The 15,495-nt window shown below is 71.1% G+C and carries 15 protein-coding genes; 7 read left to right on the top strand and 8 right to left on the bottom strand.

Going from position 1 to position 15,495, the window contains the following annotated elements; all coding sequences use genetic code 11:
* Positions 1–86: 86 nt before the first annotated feature.
* The 5 genes from ACIQMX_RS02335 to ACIQMX_RS02315 form a co-directional block, all read right to left on the bottom strand.
* A complete protein-coding gene (locus ACIQMX_RS02335; RefSeq protein WP_402474442.1) occupies positions 87–1,283 on the bottom strand; it encodes a hypothetical protein in 1,197 nt (398 codons plus the stop codon).
* Between the two features lie 63 nt (positions 1,284–1,346).
* Positions 1,347–1,721 (bottom strand): hypothetical protein, encoded by a 375-nt coding sequence (locus ACIQMX_RS02330; RefSeq protein WP_363065315.1) that lies wholly within the window; start codon positions 1,719–1,721, stop codon positions 1,347–1,349.
* Positions 1,718–2,143, bottom strand: coding sequence for a hypothetical protein (locus ACIQMX_RS02325; protein WP_363065317.1), 426 nt, complete (start codon positions 2,141–2,143; stop codon positions 1,718–1,720). Before ACIQMX_RS02325 ends, ACIQMX_RS02330 begins: the two co-directional genes overlap by 4 nt.
* Positions 2,140–3,732, bottom strand: a complete 1,593-nt coding sequence (locus ACIQMX_RS02320) for a Hint domain-containing protein (RefSeq protein ID WP_402474441.1) — start codon at positions 3,730–3,732, stop codon at positions 2,140–2,142. The genes ACIQMX_RS02325 and ACIQMX_RS02320 overlap by 4 nt, the downstream gene beginning before the upstream one ends.
* Positions 3,733–3,928: 196 nt before the next feature.
* Complete coding sequence (locus ACIQMX_RS02315) at positions 3,929–4,303, bottom strand: DUF192 domain-containing protein (protein ID WP_402474440.1); 375 nt, start codon at positions 4,301–4,303, stop codon at positions 3,929–3,931.
* A gap of 103 nt (positions 4,304–4,406) precedes the next feature.
* On the opposite strand from ACIQMX_RS02315, the gene ACIQMX_RS02310 reads away from it, so the two are divergent.
* The 3 genes from ACIQMX_RS02310 (at position 4,407) to ACIQMX_RS02300 (ending at position 6,691) form a co-directional block, all read left to right on the top strand.
* Entirely contained in the window at positions 4,407–5,282 is an 876-nt protein-coding gene (locus tag ACIQMX_RS02310; protein WP_402474438.1) for a prepilin peptidase, read from the top strand.
* 77 nt (positions 5,283–5,359) lie between these two features.
* On the top strand, positions 5,360–6,163 hold the full coding sequence (locus ACIQMX_RS02305; RefSeq protein ID WP_363065301.1) for a class I SAM-dependent methyltransferase: 804 nt from the start codon (positions 5,360–5,362) through the stop codon (positions 6,161–6,163).
* Between the two features lie 69 nt (positions 6,164–6,232).
* Complete coding sequence (locus ACIQMX_RS02300) at positions 6,233–6,691, top strand: hypothetical protein (protein WP_363065299.1); 459 nt, start codon at positions 6,233–6,235, stop codon at positions 6,689–6,691.
* A gap of 21 nt (positions 6,692–6,712) precedes the next feature.
* On the opposite strand, the gene ACIQMX_RS02295 is transcribed toward ACIQMX_RS02300, so the two are convergent.
* From ACIQMX_RS02295 to mgrA, 3 genes are all read right to left on the bottom strand, one after another.
* Complete coding sequence (locus tag ACIQMX_RS02295; protein WP_402475571.1) at positions 6,713–7,465, bottom strand: YqjF family protein; 753 nt, start codon at positions 7,463–7,465, stop codon at positions 6,713–6,715.
* A 90-nt stretch (positions 7,466–7,555) separates the two neighbouring features.
* Positions 7,556–8,710 carry a winged helix DNA-binding domain-containing protein gene (locus ACIQMX_RS02290; RefSeq protein WP_402474436.1) on the bottom strand — a complete coding sequence of 385 codons (1,155 nt, stop codon included), beginning with the start codon at positions 8,708–8,710 and terminating at the stop codon, positions 7,556–7,558.
* 418 nt (positions 8,711–9,128) lie between these two features.
* Positions 9,129–10,169 (bottom strand): L-glyceraldehyde 3-phosphate reductase, encoded by a 1,041-nt coding sequence (gene mgrA / locus ACIQMX_RS02285; RefSeq protein ID WP_402474434.1) that lies wholly within the window; start codon positions 10,167–10,169, stop codon positions 9,129–9,131.
* Between the two features lie 219 nt (positions 10,170–10,388).
* On the opposite strand from mgrA, the gene ACIQMX_RS02280 reads away from it, so the two are divergent.
* The 4 genes from ACIQMX_RS02280 to ACIQMX_RS02265 all read left to right on the top strand — a co-directional run bounded on the left by ACIQMX_RS02280 (position 10,389) and on the right by ACIQMX_RS02265 (position 15,450).
* A complete protein-coding gene (locus ACIQMX_RS02280) occupies positions 10,389–11,150 on the top strand; it encodes an isoprenyl transferase (RefSeq protein ID WP_148020469.1) in 762 nt (253 codons plus the stop codon).
* A 321-nt stretch (positions 11,151–11,471) separates the two neighbouring features.
* The gene (locus ACIQMX_RS02275; protein WP_363065291.1) at positions 11,472–12,794 is read left to right on the top strand and encodes a PhoH family protein; all 1,323 of its coding nucleotides are present in this window, start codon (positions 11,472–11,474) and stop codon (positions 12,792–12,794) included.
* A 390-nt stretch (positions 12,795–13,184) separates the two neighbouring features.
* Entirely contained in the window at positions 13,185–13,889 is a 705-nt protein-coding gene (locus tag ACIQMX_RS02270) for a transglycosylase SLT domain-containing protein (protein ID WP_363065289.1), read from the top strand.
* Between the two features lie 136 nt (positions 13,890–14,025).
* On the top strand, positions 14,026–15,450 hold the full coding sequence (locus tag ACIQMX_RS02265; RefSeq protein ID WP_402474432.1) for an AI-2E family transporter: 1,425 nt from the start codon (positions 14,026–14,028) through the stop codon (positions 15,448–15,450).
* The last annotated feature ends 45 nt before the right edge of the window (positions 15,451–15,495 follow it).

Here is a 15,495-nt window from a genome sequence, read left to right as displayed (position 1 = left end):
GCACCGCTACCGCCGACGTCGATCCCGCACGGACTCTGCACGCTAACAACTGGAGCGGTCCGGACGCTTGGGCCCACGGACCCAACTCACGGCGGCCCGGAGCCGAGCAGCGTCCAGGCCCCGTACGCGGCCGACCCCGCGGCCAGTACCGCCAGAACCGTCACCGTGCGGGCGGTGGAGCGCAGCCGCGCCAGGGCGACGGCGGGCGGCAGCAGGAGCGGGAAGGCGGGCATCATCAGCCGGGGCCGGGAGCCGAAGTACCCGGAGCCGATCAGCGAGATGACGACGACGGCGATGCCGTAGACGAGTACGGGAAGCGGCTGGCGCTGCCGCACGCACAGGGACACCAGCCAGCCGAGCGCCGCCAGCGCCGCGCACAGCCCGAGCATGCCGGGCAGCGGCAGGCCGAAGATGAAGGAGGCGAGGGCCGCGCCGCCGTCGATGCTGTTGCCCCACTGCGCCTGGACGTCGAAGTAGGCGAACGGGCTGCCTTCGCGCACGGCGACGAACACCACGTACGCGAGCCAGCCCAGCGGCGCGAGCGCCACCCCGAGGAGCATCCGTCCGTGGCGGCGCACGAGGCCGTCGACGGCGCCGCCGCGGTACTCCCGTACGAGGGTCACGGCGGCGGAGATCGCGAGGGCGGCGATCAGCGCGGCGGCTGAGGGGCGGGTCAGCCCGGCGAGCGCGCACAGTCCGCCGGCCACGATCCACCGCCGGGTCAGCGCGGCGTACAGCGACCAGGCCGCGAGTGCGGTGAACAGGGTCTCGGTGTACGCCATCGACTGGACGAACGCCGTCGGGTACACCCCCCACAGCGTCGCCAGGACCACCCCGGCCCGACGCCCGTGCAGCCGTGCCCCGACGGCGAAGATGCCCCACGCGGCGAGCAGCCCGGCGGACCAGGCGACCAGCAGTCCGGCGCCCGCGAGGCCGAGCGGGGTCATCTCCGCGATGGCACGCTCCAGAGCGGGCAGCAGCGGGAAGAAGGCCAGGTCGGAGTGGATGCCGCCGTCCGGGAGCGTGACCGTGTACCCGTAGCCGTTCTCCGCGACCCGCTGGTACCAGACGGAGTCCCAGCGCTCGGAGAGCAGGTGCGGCGCGTCCTTGCCCGCGGCCGATGCGGCGGCCCAGAAGACGACGAGTCCGACCATCCGTACGGCGGCGTACGCGCCGAGCGCGGGTGCGGCCGTGACGAGCGCGGCAGCCGCGCGCCCGCGCACCGGCGGGCGGTCGGGGCGCGGGCGGGCGGCGGTGACCTGGGGGGAAGGGTCGGGGGGCATACGGCCGATTATCTCCGCCGCCCGGCATCGGGCCGGGCGCGGCCCCTCCTCAGCGCCTGCGCCTCACTGGGCGGAGGCCGCGCGCCTCATCCCGTAGGCAGTCCCCGCCACGTGATCGCGGTAGTGCCCCGTCCGCTCCATGAAGGCCCGTTCGGAGGGAATGAGAACGAGCAGGGTGACCAGGAGGGTGTGCGCGGCCCGCAGCGCACCCTCCGTCATCGGAAGGCCTGCCTCGGCGACCGCAGCCGGATCCGCCGCGAAGAGCGCCGGCAGGCTCTCGCCGTGCTCGCCCAGCACGAAGTCGCGCTGTGCGCGGTCGGGCATCTCGGCGCGGAACGCGTCGGTGCAGCGGCGCAGCAGGGCCAGCTGGTCGGAGCCCGGACTCAGCACCCATCCGGCCCCGTCGTCCGCCCGCCGGATCCGTACGCGCGCCCTCACCCGTGCTCCTTCTCCGCCACCGGCTGTTCCCGGAACGCCCATCGCAGCAGGCCGGCCATCGTGAGGACCGTCTCGCGGAAGTCGCCCACCCGCTCCACGAACTCCGGCTCCGGCCAGATCGCCGCGCCCGGAAGCGTGGTGAGGACCGCGTGGAGGGCGTGCAGCTGCTCGAAGCTGAGTGTGACCGGTCCGGGCACCGCCTCGTCGTACGAGAGTCCCAGCTGGAGCGGCTCGTCCAGGGAGACCCCGCCGGGGCCCAGGACGAGCCGCCGGGCGGCGGGAGACGTCTCGTGGTCGGCGAGGGTGAGCACGGCCCGCCGCAGCAGATGGAACTGCCGCTCGGTCACGTACAGCACGTACCGCCCGTCCGAAGCGGTCCGGATACGGACCTCGGCCTGCGATTCCGCCTCAGCATGCGTCAATTGCGCTTCGCTCCCGCCGTGAACCTGGCGTTGAACGCCGCTTCCGACATCTTGTACCCGTGGATCATCGTGCCGTCCTTGACGATCACCACGCCATTCTCCCAGATGGCGTCCACCTGGGCGCTCGGGTTGTTCGGGTCCGGCGGGTTGGCGTCGTGATGGGTGAACTTCCGGTTCTTGTACTTGGCCAGGTACGCGGCCATCTTCGTCGGGTCCCCGTCGGTGCCGGGGAGGATGTGGTCCTGCGCCCGCTTGATCCGCGCCGCAGCCTGGGCCGGCGTCTCGCCCGGCACGGTCTCCCGCATGGTCTTGATGACCTGCGCCTGGTAGTCCACGCCTCGGGCGGTCTCCGGCCCGTACTTCGTGTCGATCTTGTCGTAGACCTCGTCCTTGATGCCGTAGTTGGGATCGGGGTCGTAGTCCGGGTTGTCGCAGGGGTCGTTGTTGTGGACGAGGGCGCTGCTCCGGGTGCCCACGCCCACGTAGTAGCTGTGGATACCGTCCACGGACAGGTCGTGGGTGGTGCGCCGCCCGGTGTACTCGCGCACGGTGACGACGCGCAGCGTGCCGCCGGCCTCCGTACGCAGGGTGGCGCCCGGCTCGATGTCGGCCGCGTCCGTCCAGCGGCCCCGGTCGGTGAGCCAGAACGGATGGGTGTCGGTGGCGTCCAGGAGTGCCGTGCCGGACGAGGTGCGCACGGTCAGCCGGACGAAGGCCTTGTCGTCGTACGTGGTGAAGGTCTGCGTGACCGGCCGCGCCTGGCTCAGACCGCTGACCGGGTCCGTGGCCTCGACCAGGTCGCCGACGCGCACCTTCTCGATGGACATGCGACGGCCGTCGGCGAGGAGGACCGGGGTCCCGGGCAGGAAGCTGTGCTTCACCGCGCAGGTCGTCGGCTTGTCGTCGGGCTTCTTCTCGTCGGGCTTCGGGTCGTCCTTTTTGGGTGGCTTCTTGGTGTCGTCGAGTTTCTTGGCCGCGTCGTCGAGGGCTTTCTGGGCGTCCTTGACCTTGCCGCGGCTTTTGAGGAGTCCCTTGAGCCCGTCATACAGATCCCCGCCGTGCTTCTTCAGGGACTGGATGAGCTTGTAGGCCTTCTTCCACTTCCACGGCGCCCCGTACTTCGCGGCGAGTTTCCCGACCGCACCACCGACGAGGCTGAGGAGCACGTTGATCAGCGTCTCGGTGCAGGCACCCATGTCGCCCTTGGTGATGCAGTCCAGCGCGTCGGTGATCCCGAGCTCGTCGGCAAGGATCTTCGCGAGCTCCTTCGCCGCGTCGATCGCCTTGTCACTGTTGGACTTCTCGTCGCTCTGCGCGTCCTGGAGATCCTTCAGAGCCTTGTCGTACGCGATCTGCTCCGGCGACTTCGGCGAACCGTCAGGATTCCTGTCCGACGCCGGATCCCCCTGCCCCGGAGCATTCTGATCCCCGCCCTGAGCCTGGTTCCCGCCGTCACCACCACAGTTCCCGCCACCACCGATCCGGCAGACCTGCACACCGATCTTCGCCGTCAGATCCGCACCGATCCCCGTACCCACCAGAGCACCGACGATCGCCACCACCACCAGCGTCAGACCCAGATACTCCAACGCCCCCTGACCCCGGTCACCCCGCCGCCGCACCACCGGCACACGCACACCCGTACGCGGCACCGAGGTCCGAGACCACCGGCGCACCCGACGACGCAACTCCCCCATGGATGACATGGTGTTGAGCCTACGGCGCGGGTGGTCCTCCGTCATGGGTCCTGGGCCCCATCCCAGCCGGGGCCGGTGGCGGCGGTGCTCAGCCGGCCTGCTGGGTGATCCGCACCCGCATCCCGGGCCGCAGACCCCACGCCGCCATCGCGCCGGCCTCCGACTCGATCACATGCCGGGCCCGCAGCCGGGGCAGGCCGAGCCGCCCGGGCTTCATCGTGTGCACCGCCACCACGTTGAACTTCCGGTCCAGATAGGCCACATCGATCGTGAACCGCATCCGGAAGGAGTGCACACTCCCGCACGGCGTGATCATCAACGCCCCGTCGATCCCGTCCTGACCGAGCAGCCCACGGCTGCGGTGACGGTACGAGGCCGCGATCCGCAGGGGTACCTCGGTCCCGCCTTCCCCGTCCCGGTCCGTGATCGTCAGGGTTCCTGTTCCATTGCGCCATCGAGCCATGGCCATGACGGTAGCGCCACGTGACGGGCTCTGGGTCCGCAATGGTCCGCAGTGGGCCCCAGGGCCCATGACCGGTGCCCGCGGGCCGCCTAGGGTCGATGATGTGTACGCCATCCTGATCGGGGTCGCCGCCCTCTGGGGAGCCGCGACCGGACTGCTGGTGCCGCGCGCCGCCTACCGGTTCTCCGTCGAGCCGGACGACGCGTGGCGCGATGCCTGCCCCGCCGGCCACGCCCTGACCGGGCCCGCCCGCGGCTGGTTCGGTTCCACGCGCTGCATGACCTGCGCCGAGGTGGGCGCCGCCGTCGCCGTGCGGACGGCCGCCGCGCCCGGGCCGGTGGACGACGCCGAGCCGGAGCCGGCCGGTGACGCGGACGACGCCCAGGGACCGGACGCCGCACCACCGCTGCCCGCCGCACCGCGCCGGAGCGGCCCGCGCTACGCCCCGCACATCGTCGCGCCCGTCGTCACCGCCCTCGCCTGCGCCGTCCTCGCGGCGGCCACCGGCACACGGCCCGAGCTCGCCGTCTGGCTGCTGCTCGCCCCCGTGGGCGTACTCCTGGCGGCCATCGACCGCCGGGTCCACCGGCTGCCCGACCAGCTGACCCTGCCGGCCGCGGCGGCGGCCGCCGTACTCCTCGGGCTCGCCGCCCTGCTGCCCGAGCACGGCGGCGGCTGGCTGTCCGCCCTGCTCGGCGGAGCCGTCCTCGGAGCCTTCTACTTCCTGCTCTTCCTCATCAACCCGAACGGGATGGGCTTCGGCGACGTCAAGCTCGCCCTGTCCCTGGGCGTGGCCCTCGGCTGGTACGGCTGGGCCGTCGTGTTCGCGGGCGGGTTCGCCGGGTTCCTGTTCGGCGCGGTGTACGGGCTGGGGCTGGTGATGATGAGGCGTGCCGGGCGCAAGACGGGCATCCCCTTCGGCCCGTTCATGATCGCCGGTGCGCTGCTGGGCATCCTGTTCGGCGCACTGGCCGCCTGAGGGCACAGGCCGTCCGGAGCGTCGGGCGCGCGGGAAATGCGGTCGCGGCCGGTGGTACCGGCTGCCACCATTCCCGTATGACCCCACATCCCGATGACGCGCAGGCGGCTGCCGCGGCCGAACACGACCGGTTCGAGGCCCTGATCGCCGAGGCCGACTCCGTCTCCGTGGCCGGCTGGGACTTCTCCTGGCTCGACGGCCGGGCCACCGAGGAGCGCCCGTCCTGGGGGTACGCCCGTTCCATGGGGGAGCGCCTCGGCAGGGCGCGTGCGGCGCTGGACATCCAGACCGGCGGCGGCGAGGTGCTCGCCTCCGCGCCGAAGCTGCCGCCGCTGACCGTGGCCACCGAGGGCTGGCCGCCGAACATCGCCCGGGCCACCGCCCTGCTCCATCCGCTGGGAGCGGTGGTGGTCGCGGACGAGGACAAGCCCCCGCTGCCGTTCGGCGACGCGGCCTTCGACCTGGTGGTCAGCCGTCATCCGGTGACCACGTGGTGGGAGGAGATCGCCCGGGTCCTGGCCCCCGGTGGTACGTACTTCTCGCAGCAGGTCGGCCCGGCCAGCGTCTTCGAACTCGTCGAGTACTTCCTCGGCCCGCAGCCGCCGCACGTACGCAACGGACGCGATCCCGGGCAGGCACGTGCCGCGGCGGAGGCGGCCGGACTCGACGTCGTCGACCTGCGGATGGAGCGCCTGCGCACCGAGTTCCTCGACATCGGCGCCGTCGTCTACTTCCTGCGCAAGGTGATCTGGATGGTGCCCGGCTTCACCGTGGACGCCTACCGGTCACAACTCGCCGCGCTGCACCACCGGATCGAGACCGAGGGGCCGTTCGTCGCCCACACCACCCGCTTCCTGATCGAGGCCCGCAAACCCGGGTGAGCCCGAACACCCGTCCCGCACCCGAAGGATGGCACCCTGGGTGCTGAACGCACGGGGAAGGAGCAGGCCATGAGGGTCGGCAACGACGAGGAAGCGGCGCGCGGCCCGCGGCAGGGGAACGCCGAATGGCTCGCGGGAGCCAGGATCACCGGCGTCCTCGGCCTCTTCTACCGGCCCGAAGGACGCATGGGGGAGCCGGAGGCCGTCGCCTTCCTGCTGGCAGACGGCCAGTCCGTGCTCCTGACCTGCACGTCCGACGGCAGCCTGCATGTGGGTGCCGGAACCTGGCCGTGCCTTCCCGACTGGTGCGTGCCGGCCACCCAGTGGGAGTACGCCGCGATGGCACGGCTGCCGCAGCCGCCCGACGGCGGCTGGACGGTGCTGCGCACCGAGGAGCGCCGGGACGAGCGCGGCGAGGTGGACGAGGCCGTCATCCGCTGCGAGGGCGGCCGCTTCGTGGTGACCGGCGGCGACACCGTGGGCATCCGCTTCACCCGGGGCCACCGGGGCGCGGCCGCGACGACATGACAGCGGTCCGCGCGAAGGAACCTAAGCACTGTCCCGTACACGGCCGAGGCGGACCGGACGCCCCAGGCGCACCGGTACGCCGGGGGAGTACAGCACGCTGACCGGGGCGCCGCGCGGGGCGGTCAGGCCCGCGGCCTCGATCAGGTTCTCCTCGCAGCGGAGCAGTTCGGCGCGGTGCAGCGGCCAGCGCGGGTGCTCGTTGGGCAGATGGGCCGTGGTGCCGAGAAACGAGCTGTGCAGACCCCAGCGGGCGGTCAGGAAGTGCTCCAACTCCGTGGGCGAGTCGATGCGTTCACCGACGCGTACGGTGATGCGGCTGCGGGCTCCGCGGGGGCCGGGCAGCCGGCGCGAGCTGGTGTAGGCGACCGTGTCGCCGGTCGCCTCGACGCTCATCCGGGACCACACGTACGGCAGGCGGAACCCGATACGGCCCATGGCCACCGGAATCAGCCGCGACGCGTCCATCGAGCGGAAGACGACTCCGCGCCGGCCCCGGGCGTCGACCGAGTACAGCCGGACGTTGGTCTCGGGGAACGAACCGAGATACGGCACGCCCGGCAGCCCGAGCCACCCGACCCGGTGCATCCGGAAGGCCACCAGCCCGACGTAGGTGACCCCGTCGACCGTGTCGGGAACGGTCCCTTCGGGCAGCAGTCCCGCCACCTCCCCCGGATCGACCGCCCAGTGGAGGAAGCAGAGATCGAGCCACTGCTGCGTGAGGAGAGGGCGGCGCAGGGCGACCGGGGCGTCTGGGGTGAGGGGCGCGGGCGTCATCACGGGCCAAGAGTGGCACGGGCGGCCGATGCCGATTCGGGGCGCGGTGCCGTCGCCCGCGAGCCCGGCGTGATCCGGACAGGACAGCCCTCAGGCGTGGCCGCCCACCGTCACCTGTCCCACCGTCAGCTCGGGCTTTCCCTCCATCACCTCACTCACCCGCGCCACCTGCCGCTCCAGCTCCCGGAGCTGTCCGCCCGTCAGCGGGGACAGCGGCTCCACCGTCACCGCGATCCGCCGCCCCGAGCGGCGCTGGTGCCACACCCCCGCCACGGTGCCGTCCACCAGCAGCACCGGGAAGTTCCCCGCCTGGCCGCCCGCCAGCGCCCGGGTGTACGCCGCGCCGGGGAAGAGGCGCTCGCGGGGCTGGGAGGCGATGACGAACGCGTCGAAGTAGGGGAGCAGCCGCACGCCGCGTACCGGCTGCGAGGGGAACGCGGTGTCACCCGCCACCACCCAGGCCGGGCTGCCGTCCTCGTACCGCACCTCTTCGATCACCCCGTCCGCCGCGAGTCCTGCGAACAGGTCCGAGGCCCAGCGGCCGGGTGCGGCGAGCCATTTGGCGAAGTTCTGCGGGGTGGCGGGGCCGTACGCGTGCAGATAGCGGCCGACGAGCGCGGCGAGCGCCGGCGGTCCGTCGAGCGGGGTGACGTCCGGGCGGGTGTACGTGACCCTGCGGCCGCGGTCCGGTCCGAAGCAGAGGACTCCGCGGTGGGACGCCAGATGGGTGACCTGGCGCCAGCGCGGCCACAGGGTCTGGAAGGCGGGCATCACCGGCTCACCGGCCCAGGCCCCGGCGCGGGCGACGACCGCCTCCGTGAGCTCGTCGACGGTCAGCTCCGTGCCGGTCAGCGCGTCGGCGATCGCGGCAAGCACCTCCTCGGTCTGCTCCGGCGTCATCCGCACCCCTTCCGGCTGGGTGGCGCGGCCTGCCGGCAGGGCGGACAACGCTCCGGTCCACAGCGGGAGTTCGGCGGCCGGCACCAGATGGACCGTGCCGCGCGGCCCGAACGTCTTGATCAGCGTCCGGTCCGTCCACAGGGCCTTGCGCACATCGGCGCGGGTCAGTTCCCGGCTCCGCAGCCCCACGGAGAGCTCGGCGGCGGACAGGACCTGCGCGTGCGCGGCGGGCATCGACTCGACCACGGCGGACGGCGGGCCGGCGAGCGGGTCCGTCAGGCCCTGGCGCTCCATCCGGCGGGCGTTCGCTCCGGTCCACGTCACGGTTGCGCTCGGCGTCGTCATGAACCGAAAACTATCGGGCCATCAGGTCAGATGCTGTCCCCATGACCGGTCCGCTCATGACCCTGTGTGAGATCGACGGCCGGCCGTGGAGGACGCGGTGGCTCCGGTCATCACGACCGGAATGTGCACATCCTGTGCACGTCCTGCGGGCGTGTCCGCCGTCAATGCGGCGCTCGCCGGCATCCTCCCAGCTCACAGGCTTGTGGAGCGCCGAAATCCATGTCCGCGGCGGAGTCCCGCACATTCGGAGAGTAATTATTTCGCGGCGTGGCACGCGACAGCACTTACGAAGGGTTATGGTGGAAACCCCCCCTCGGGCCGGTCCGTAACCCCCCCCACGGACCGGCCCGTTTTTTCTGCCCCGGTACGGCCGGGGCCCGTACCGCGGAAGCGGTCGCACAGAGCCCCGGCGGTTCCGTCAGCCCCGTCCGGCCCAGATGTTGGTGCCCGCGGTGTCCACGGCGAAGGTGTCGATCTCCCGCAACTCCTCGGCGGACAGCGTCGGACCGGCCAGCGCCGCGACGTTCTCCTCCAGCTGGCCCACGCTCGACGCGCCGATCAGGGCCGACGTCATACGGCTGTCGCGCAGCACCCAGCCGATGGCCAGCTGGGCCAGCGACTGACCGCGGCGGCGCGCGATGTCGTTCAGGCCGTTCAGCCGGCGGACCACCTCGTCCGAGAGCAGTTCCGGGTCGAGGGACTTGCCCTGCGTGGCACGCGAGCCCTGCGGGATCCCCTGCAGGTACTTGCCGGTCAGCAGCCCCTGGGCGAGCGGCACGAAGGAGATGCATCCCATGCCGGCCGCCTCCAGGGTGTCCAGCAGCCCGTCGTCCTCGGTCCAGCGGTTGATCATCGAGTAGGACGGCTGGTGGATCAGGGCCGGCACACCCATCTCCTTGAGCAGCCGGGCCGCCTCGGCGGTCTGCCGGGAGTTGTACGAGGAGACCCCCACGTACAGCGCCTTGCCCTGGTGCACGGCGGAGGCCAGCGCCCCCATCGTCTCCTCCAGCGGAGTGTCCGGGTCGAAGCGGTGCGAGTAGAAGATGTCGACGTAGTCCAGACCCATCCGCTTCAGCGAGGCGTCGAGCGACGACAGCAGGTACTTGCGCGAGCCCCACTCCCCGTACGGGCCGGGGTGCATGTCGTACCCCGCCTTGGTGGAGATGACCAGCTCGTCGCGGTACGGGGCGAAGTCCTGCTCGAAGACCTTCCCGAAGTTGAGCTCGGCCGAGCCGGGCGGCGGGCCGTAGTTGTTGGCCAGGTCGAAGTGGGTCACGCCGAGGTCGAAGGCGCGGCGCAGGATGGCGCGCTGCGAGCCGAGCGTGCGGTCGTCGCCGAAGTTGTGCCAGAGGCCGAGCGAGAGCGCCGGGAGCTTGAGGCCGCTGCGGCCGGTGCGCCGGTACTCCATGGAGTCGTAGCGCGAGGCGTCGGCCAGGTAGGGGGAAATGGAATCAGTCACGTTCTCTCCTATCACGGACGTGCGACAGGCCGGTTATCACGGACTTGTGACAGGCCGGGTTGGGCCCGCGAGCCGCCTGCGCAGTAATGTGGCCGCTTCGGGACTGCCACGGCACGGCGGGGCGATCGCCCCCTTCCGGTGCGGCGATCCCCAGGTGGACGACCCCGGACCCCGGGCCATGGGGCGGGCGTGCCCGCACGGAACCGAGAGGTGGACTCAGTGAACTTGCGCGACCTGGTGTACGGGCTCTACGCGCGCCGTGTGGAGGCCCGCCTCGATCACGCCCAGGTGCCCAAGCACATCGGTGTCATCCTCGACGGGAACCGGCGCTGGGCGAAGGCGTCCGGCGGTACCGCCGCGCAGGGACACCAGGCCGGTGCGGACAAGATCAAGGAGCTGCTCGGCTGGTGCAGTGAGACGGACGTCGAGGTCGTCACGCTCTGGATGCTCTCCACGGACAACTTCGACCGGCCCGAGTCCGAGCTCATCCCGCTCCTCGGCATCATCGAGAACACCGTGCGGGACCTGGTGGCGGACGGACGCTGGCGTGTCCATCACGTCGGCACGCTCGACCTGCTGCCCGCGCACACCCAGACGGTCCTCAAGGAGGCCGAACAGGCCACCGTGGGTGTCGACGGAATACTGGTCAACGTCGCCGTCGGCTACGGCGGGCGCCAGGAGATCGCCGACGCCGTCCGCTCCCTGCTGCTCGACCACTCCGAGAAGGGCACCTCCTTCGAGGACCTGGCCGAGATCGTCTCCACCGACCTGATCTCCGAGCACCTCTACACCCGGGGACAGCCGGACCCCGACCTCGTGATCCGCACCAGCGGCGAGCAGCGTCTCTCGGGCTTCATGCTCTGGCAGAGCGCGCACTCCGAGTACTACTTCTGCGAGGTCTTCTGGCCGGCGTTCCGCCGCGTCGACTTCCTGCGGGCCCTGCGCGACTACGCGGCCCGCCACCGCCGCTACGGCGGCTGACAGGCTCCCGGCCCGCCTGCGGGCCGGTGAAGCTTCCCCCGGAAGTGGCCAGGTCGGCATGGCTTGGCGTGTTCTAGGGCATACCCCTGACAGGTCGACGTCCGGTCGCCAACCAGGCGGACGTCGTGTCCAAGTGAGCGGCATGGAGTCCGCTCGCCCGGGAGGCCCTTTGCACACGAAGGACCGTACATACAGTGCGGCCGACGCGGAGGGCCGGCGCTCGGCCCGCGCAAGGTGGCCGGAGCCCGGCCCGTCCTCTCCCATTGGGATGCTCCGCGACGCCGTCGCACCCCAACCTCGTCCGAGGGGGTACGTCCTTCCGTGGTGACCAGCACAAAGCGCCGCATGCCCGACAGGCGCACCTATGTTCTCGACACCAGCGTCCTGCTGGCCGATCCGAACGCCATGGCCCGCTTCGACGAGCACGAAGTCGTGCTCCCGATCGTCGTGGTCACGGAACTGGAGGCCAAACGGCACCACCCCGAACTCGGGTACTTCGCCCGGCAGGCACTGCGCCTGCTGGACGACTTCCGGGTCCGGTACGGCCGGCTGGATGCCCCGATCCCTCTCGGGGATCTGGGCGGGACGCTGCGCGTCGAACTCAACCACTCCGATCCCGGCGTCCTTCCCGCCGGCTACCGGTTGGGGGACAACGACTCACGGATTCTCGCGGTCGCACGCAATCTCCAGGCCGAGGGGTACGACGTCACGGTCGTCTCCAAGGACCTGCCCCTGCGCATCAAGGCCTCGTCGGTCGGCCTCCTCGCCGAGGAGTACCGGGCGGAACTCGCCATCACCGACTCCGGCTGGACCGGAATGTCCGAGCTGTCGCTCCCTGCCGAACAGGTGGACCTGCTCTTCACCGAGGAGACCCTCTACGTCCCCGAGGCCGCCGAGCTGCCCGTGCACACGGGACTGGTCCTCCAGTCCGAACGGGGCAAGGCGCTCGGCCGGGTGACACCCGAGGGCAACGTCCGGCTCGTCCGGGGCGACCGGGAGGCCTTCGGCATCCACGGCCGCAGCGCCGAGCAGCGCATCGCCCTGGACCTGCTCCTGGACCAGGACGTCGGCATCGTGTCGCTCGGCGGCCGGGCCGGCACCGGAAAGTCGGCGCTGGCGCTCTGCGCGGGCCTCGAAGCGGTGCTGGAGCGCGGACAGCACAAGAAGGTGATGGTCTTCCGTCCGCTGTACGCGGTCGGCGGGCAGGAGCTCGGCTATCTCCCCGGCAGCGAGGCCGAGAAGATGAGCCCCTGGGCCCAGGCCGTCTTCGACACCCTGTCGGCCGTCTCCGGCCGCGAGGTGATCGAGGAGGTGCTGGGGCGCGGCATGCTGGAGATCCTGCCGCTCACCCACATCAGGGGCCGCTCGCTCCACGACGCCTTCGTGATCGTCGACGAGGCGCAGTCGCTCGAACGGAACGTCCTGCTGACCGTGTTGTCCAGAATCGGGGCAAATTCCCGAGTGGTGCTCACGCATGACGTGGCCCAGCGGGACAACCTGCGGGTCGGCCGGTACGACGGAGTGGTCGCCGTGGTCGAGAAGCTGAAGGGTCATCCGCTCTTCGCGCATGTGACGCTCACGCGTTCGGAGCGTTCCCGTATCGCCGCACTGGTGACCGAAATGCTGGAGGAAGGCCAGATCTGATACGGCTTGTGACAGTTGATGCCGCCCGGCGAGCCAGAGAGCTTAGCCGGGCGGCATCGTGTTGCGGCACCATTTCCATGATTCACCTGCTCCAAACGAGGTGTGAGCTTTCACACGCAACAGAGAATTGCCTCCCGGCGTCCCGTTCCGGCAGAGTCTTGCTTCCGTCAGGCCCCGCATACGGCACACCGGCACCTCCAGAGGCGCCACGCACCACACAACTCAACAACCGCCGTCCGTATGCCGCCCGCGAGCACCACGCGGCGCTCCCTCCGGGGAGTGCCCACCGGGCCCGTGCCTCCCGTGACCCAAGCAGTAGGGAGGCCAGTGTCCAGGGGCACGATTGCGCCCGCGAGGTCACCTAAGCGGGCGATGCTGGAAGGACACCGTGTGAGCCGGATCTCGGTCCGGGGGTTCGCCGTGGCATCAGCCACTGCCGTAACCACCGTTGGCGCCGTCGTAGGCGTTGCAGCAGGCAGCACTCCCGCTGCCGATGACAACAACTTCGAGGCGACCGCAGCCGACACCACGCTGCTCGCAGACATCCCCGCGGGCCAGCAGGCCCAGGTGCAGACCGCGTCGCTGACGCAGCAGGCCGACGCCCAGGCGTCCGCCGCGGACGCGTCGGCGAAGAAGTCTGCCGAGGAATCAGCTCGTGTGCAGGCCGCCAAGGACGCCAAGTCCAAGAAGGCGGCGGCCGAGGACAAGCTGGCCAAGGAACGCCAGGAGAAGGCGGAGCGCGCCGAGCGCGCCAGCCGCTCCGAGGTCCGCAGCGCCTCCGCGTTCGCGACGCAGGGCTCGTACAGCGTGGCCGAGGTCCAGGCGATGGCTCGCCAGATGATCCCCGGCGACCAGTTCCAGTGCTTCAGCAACATCGTGAACCACGAGTCGAGCTGGAACTACCGGGCGAGCAACCCGTCCTCCGGCGCCTACGGCCTCGTCCAGGCGCTGCCCGGCTCGAAGATGGCCTCCGCCGGTGCCGACTGGCAGACCAACCCGGCCACCCAGATCAAGTGGGGCCTGAACTACATGGACAGCCGCTACGGCAGCCCGTGCGGTGCCTGGTCCTTCTGGCAGGCCAACCACTGGTACTAGAACCTTCAGAGGTTCGGATCTCAACCTCCCGGAGCCCCTCACCGTCCTACGGTGGGGGGCTTCGCGCGTGTACGGTCGGGCGGAACCGTTTCCCGGGGGAGCGGTGGGGAGAACGGACGGGGGTAGAGGAACCGTTATGTCGAAACTGCCGGGGTGGCTCGGACAACTGGGTGGCGAACTGACCAGGCTGGGAGAGCGCCTGGACGAACGACGGGCCGAGTCGGAGGCCGAGGACGACGCGGCCGCGCACGAGGTGTCGCCGGAGACGGCCGCGCCGAGGGCGAGGACCGGGAAGGCCGCCGCCGAGGCCGACCACGTGCCGCCACCGCCCGCGTACGCGCCCTCCGTCTCCGCACGCCCCGACCCGGTCGCTGCCATCCCCTGGGGGATGCGGGTCGCGGCCGAGGCGGGCTGGCGCCTGCTGGTGCTCGCAGGCACCCTCTGGGTGCTCATGCGGGTCATCAGCGCGGTGCAGCTGGTGGTGCTGGCGTTCGTCGCCGCGCTCCTCGTCACCGCGATGCTCCAGCCGACCGTCGCCCGCCTCAAGCGCTACGGGCTGCCGCGCGGGCTGGCCACAGCCGTCACCGCGATCCTGGGCTTCGTCATCATGGGCCTGGTCGGCTGGTTCGTGGTCTGGCAGGTCATGGACAACATCGACACCCTCTCCGACAAGGTGCGGACGGGTATCGACGACCTGAAGAACTGGCTGCTGGACAGCCCGTTCCACGTGACCGACAAACAGATCAACGACATAGCGAAGAACCTCAGCGACACCGTCGGCACCAACACCGAGGCCATCACCTCCGCCGGACTGCAGGGCGTCACCGTCATGGTGGAGCTGCTCACCGGGATGCTGCTGGCGATGTTCTCCACGCTCTTCCTGCTGTACGACGGCAAGCGCATCTGGCACTGGGTGCTCAAGCTCGTCCCCGCGCAGGCCCGGCCGGGTGTCGCGGGCGCCGGCCCCCGGGCCTGGCGGACGCTGACCGCCTATGTGCGCGGCACGGTGATAGTCGCCCTGATCGACGCCATCTTCATCGGCCTCGGCATCTTCTTCCTCGATGTGCCGATGGCCGTGCCGCTGGCCGTCTTCATCTTCCTGTTCGCCTTCATCCCGCTCGTCGGAGCCGTGGTCTCCGGGGCGCTGGCGGTGGTCGTCGCCCTCGTCACCCAGGGCGTGTTCACGGCGCTGATGGTGCTGGCCGTGGTGCTCGCGGTGCAGCAGATCGAGGGCCACATCCTGCAGCCGTTCATCCTGGGCCGCGCGGTGCGGGTGCATCCGCTGGCCGTGGTGCTCTCGGTCGCCGCCGGCGGCATGATCGCCGGCATCGGGGGCGCCGTCGTCGCGGTTCCGCTGGTCGCGGTGACCAACACGGTGGTCGGCTATCTGCGGACGTACGGGCAGGAGGAGTCCCGCCGCCACTCGCCACCGCCGCACGGCTCGACGTCACTGGACGCGGCCCCCACGCCGGCCCCCGGCGCGCCGCCGGAGGACGTCGACGACGGTGGCGAGGAGGAGCCCGCGGCCGACACGGTCACGGTCGCGCCGAAGGCGCCCTGACCGGGCACACGGGCCAGGACGCAAGAAGGGCCCCTCGGACGGTCG

Origin of the sequence: Streptomyces sp. NPDC091416 (assembly GCF_044756845.1) — a bacterium.
Classification (GTDB): Bacteria; Actinomycetota; Actinomycetes; order Streptomycetales; family Streptomycetaceae; genus Streptomyces.
The sequence above is the reverse complement of the archived record's forward strand: the minus strand, read 5'-3'. Positions and strand labels throughout refer to the sequence as shown.

Coding starts and splice junctions, on each gene's coding strand:
- ACIQMX_RS02335 (WP_402474442.1), bottom strand. CDS start 1,283: ATGCCCCCCGACCCTTCCCCCCAGGTCACCGCCGCCCGCCCGCGCCCC.
- ACIQMX_RS02315 (WP_402474440.1), bottom strand. CDS start 4,303: ATGGCTCGATGGCGCAATGGAACAGGAACCCTGACGATCACGGACCGG.
- ACIQMX_RS02305 (WP_363065301.1), top strand. CDS start 5,360: ATGACCCCACATCCCGATGACGCGCAGGCGGCTGCCGCGGCCGAACAC.
- ACIQMX_RS02300 (WP_363065299.1), top strand. CDS start 6,233: ATGAGGGTCGGCAACGACGAGGAAGCGGCGCGCGGCCCGCGGCAGGGG.
- ACIQMX_RS02295 (WP_402475571.1), bottom strand. CDS start 7,465: ATGACGCCCGCGCCCCTCACCCCAGACGCCCCGGTCGCCCTGCGCCGC.
- ACIQMX_RS02290 (WP_402474436.1), bottom strand. CDS start 8,710: ATGACGACGCCGAGCGCAACCGTGACGTGGACCGGAGCGAACGCCCGC.
- ACIQMX_RS02265 (WP_402474432.1), top strand. CDS start 14,026: ATGTCGAAACTGCCGGGGTGGCTCGGACAACTGGGTGGCGAACTGACC.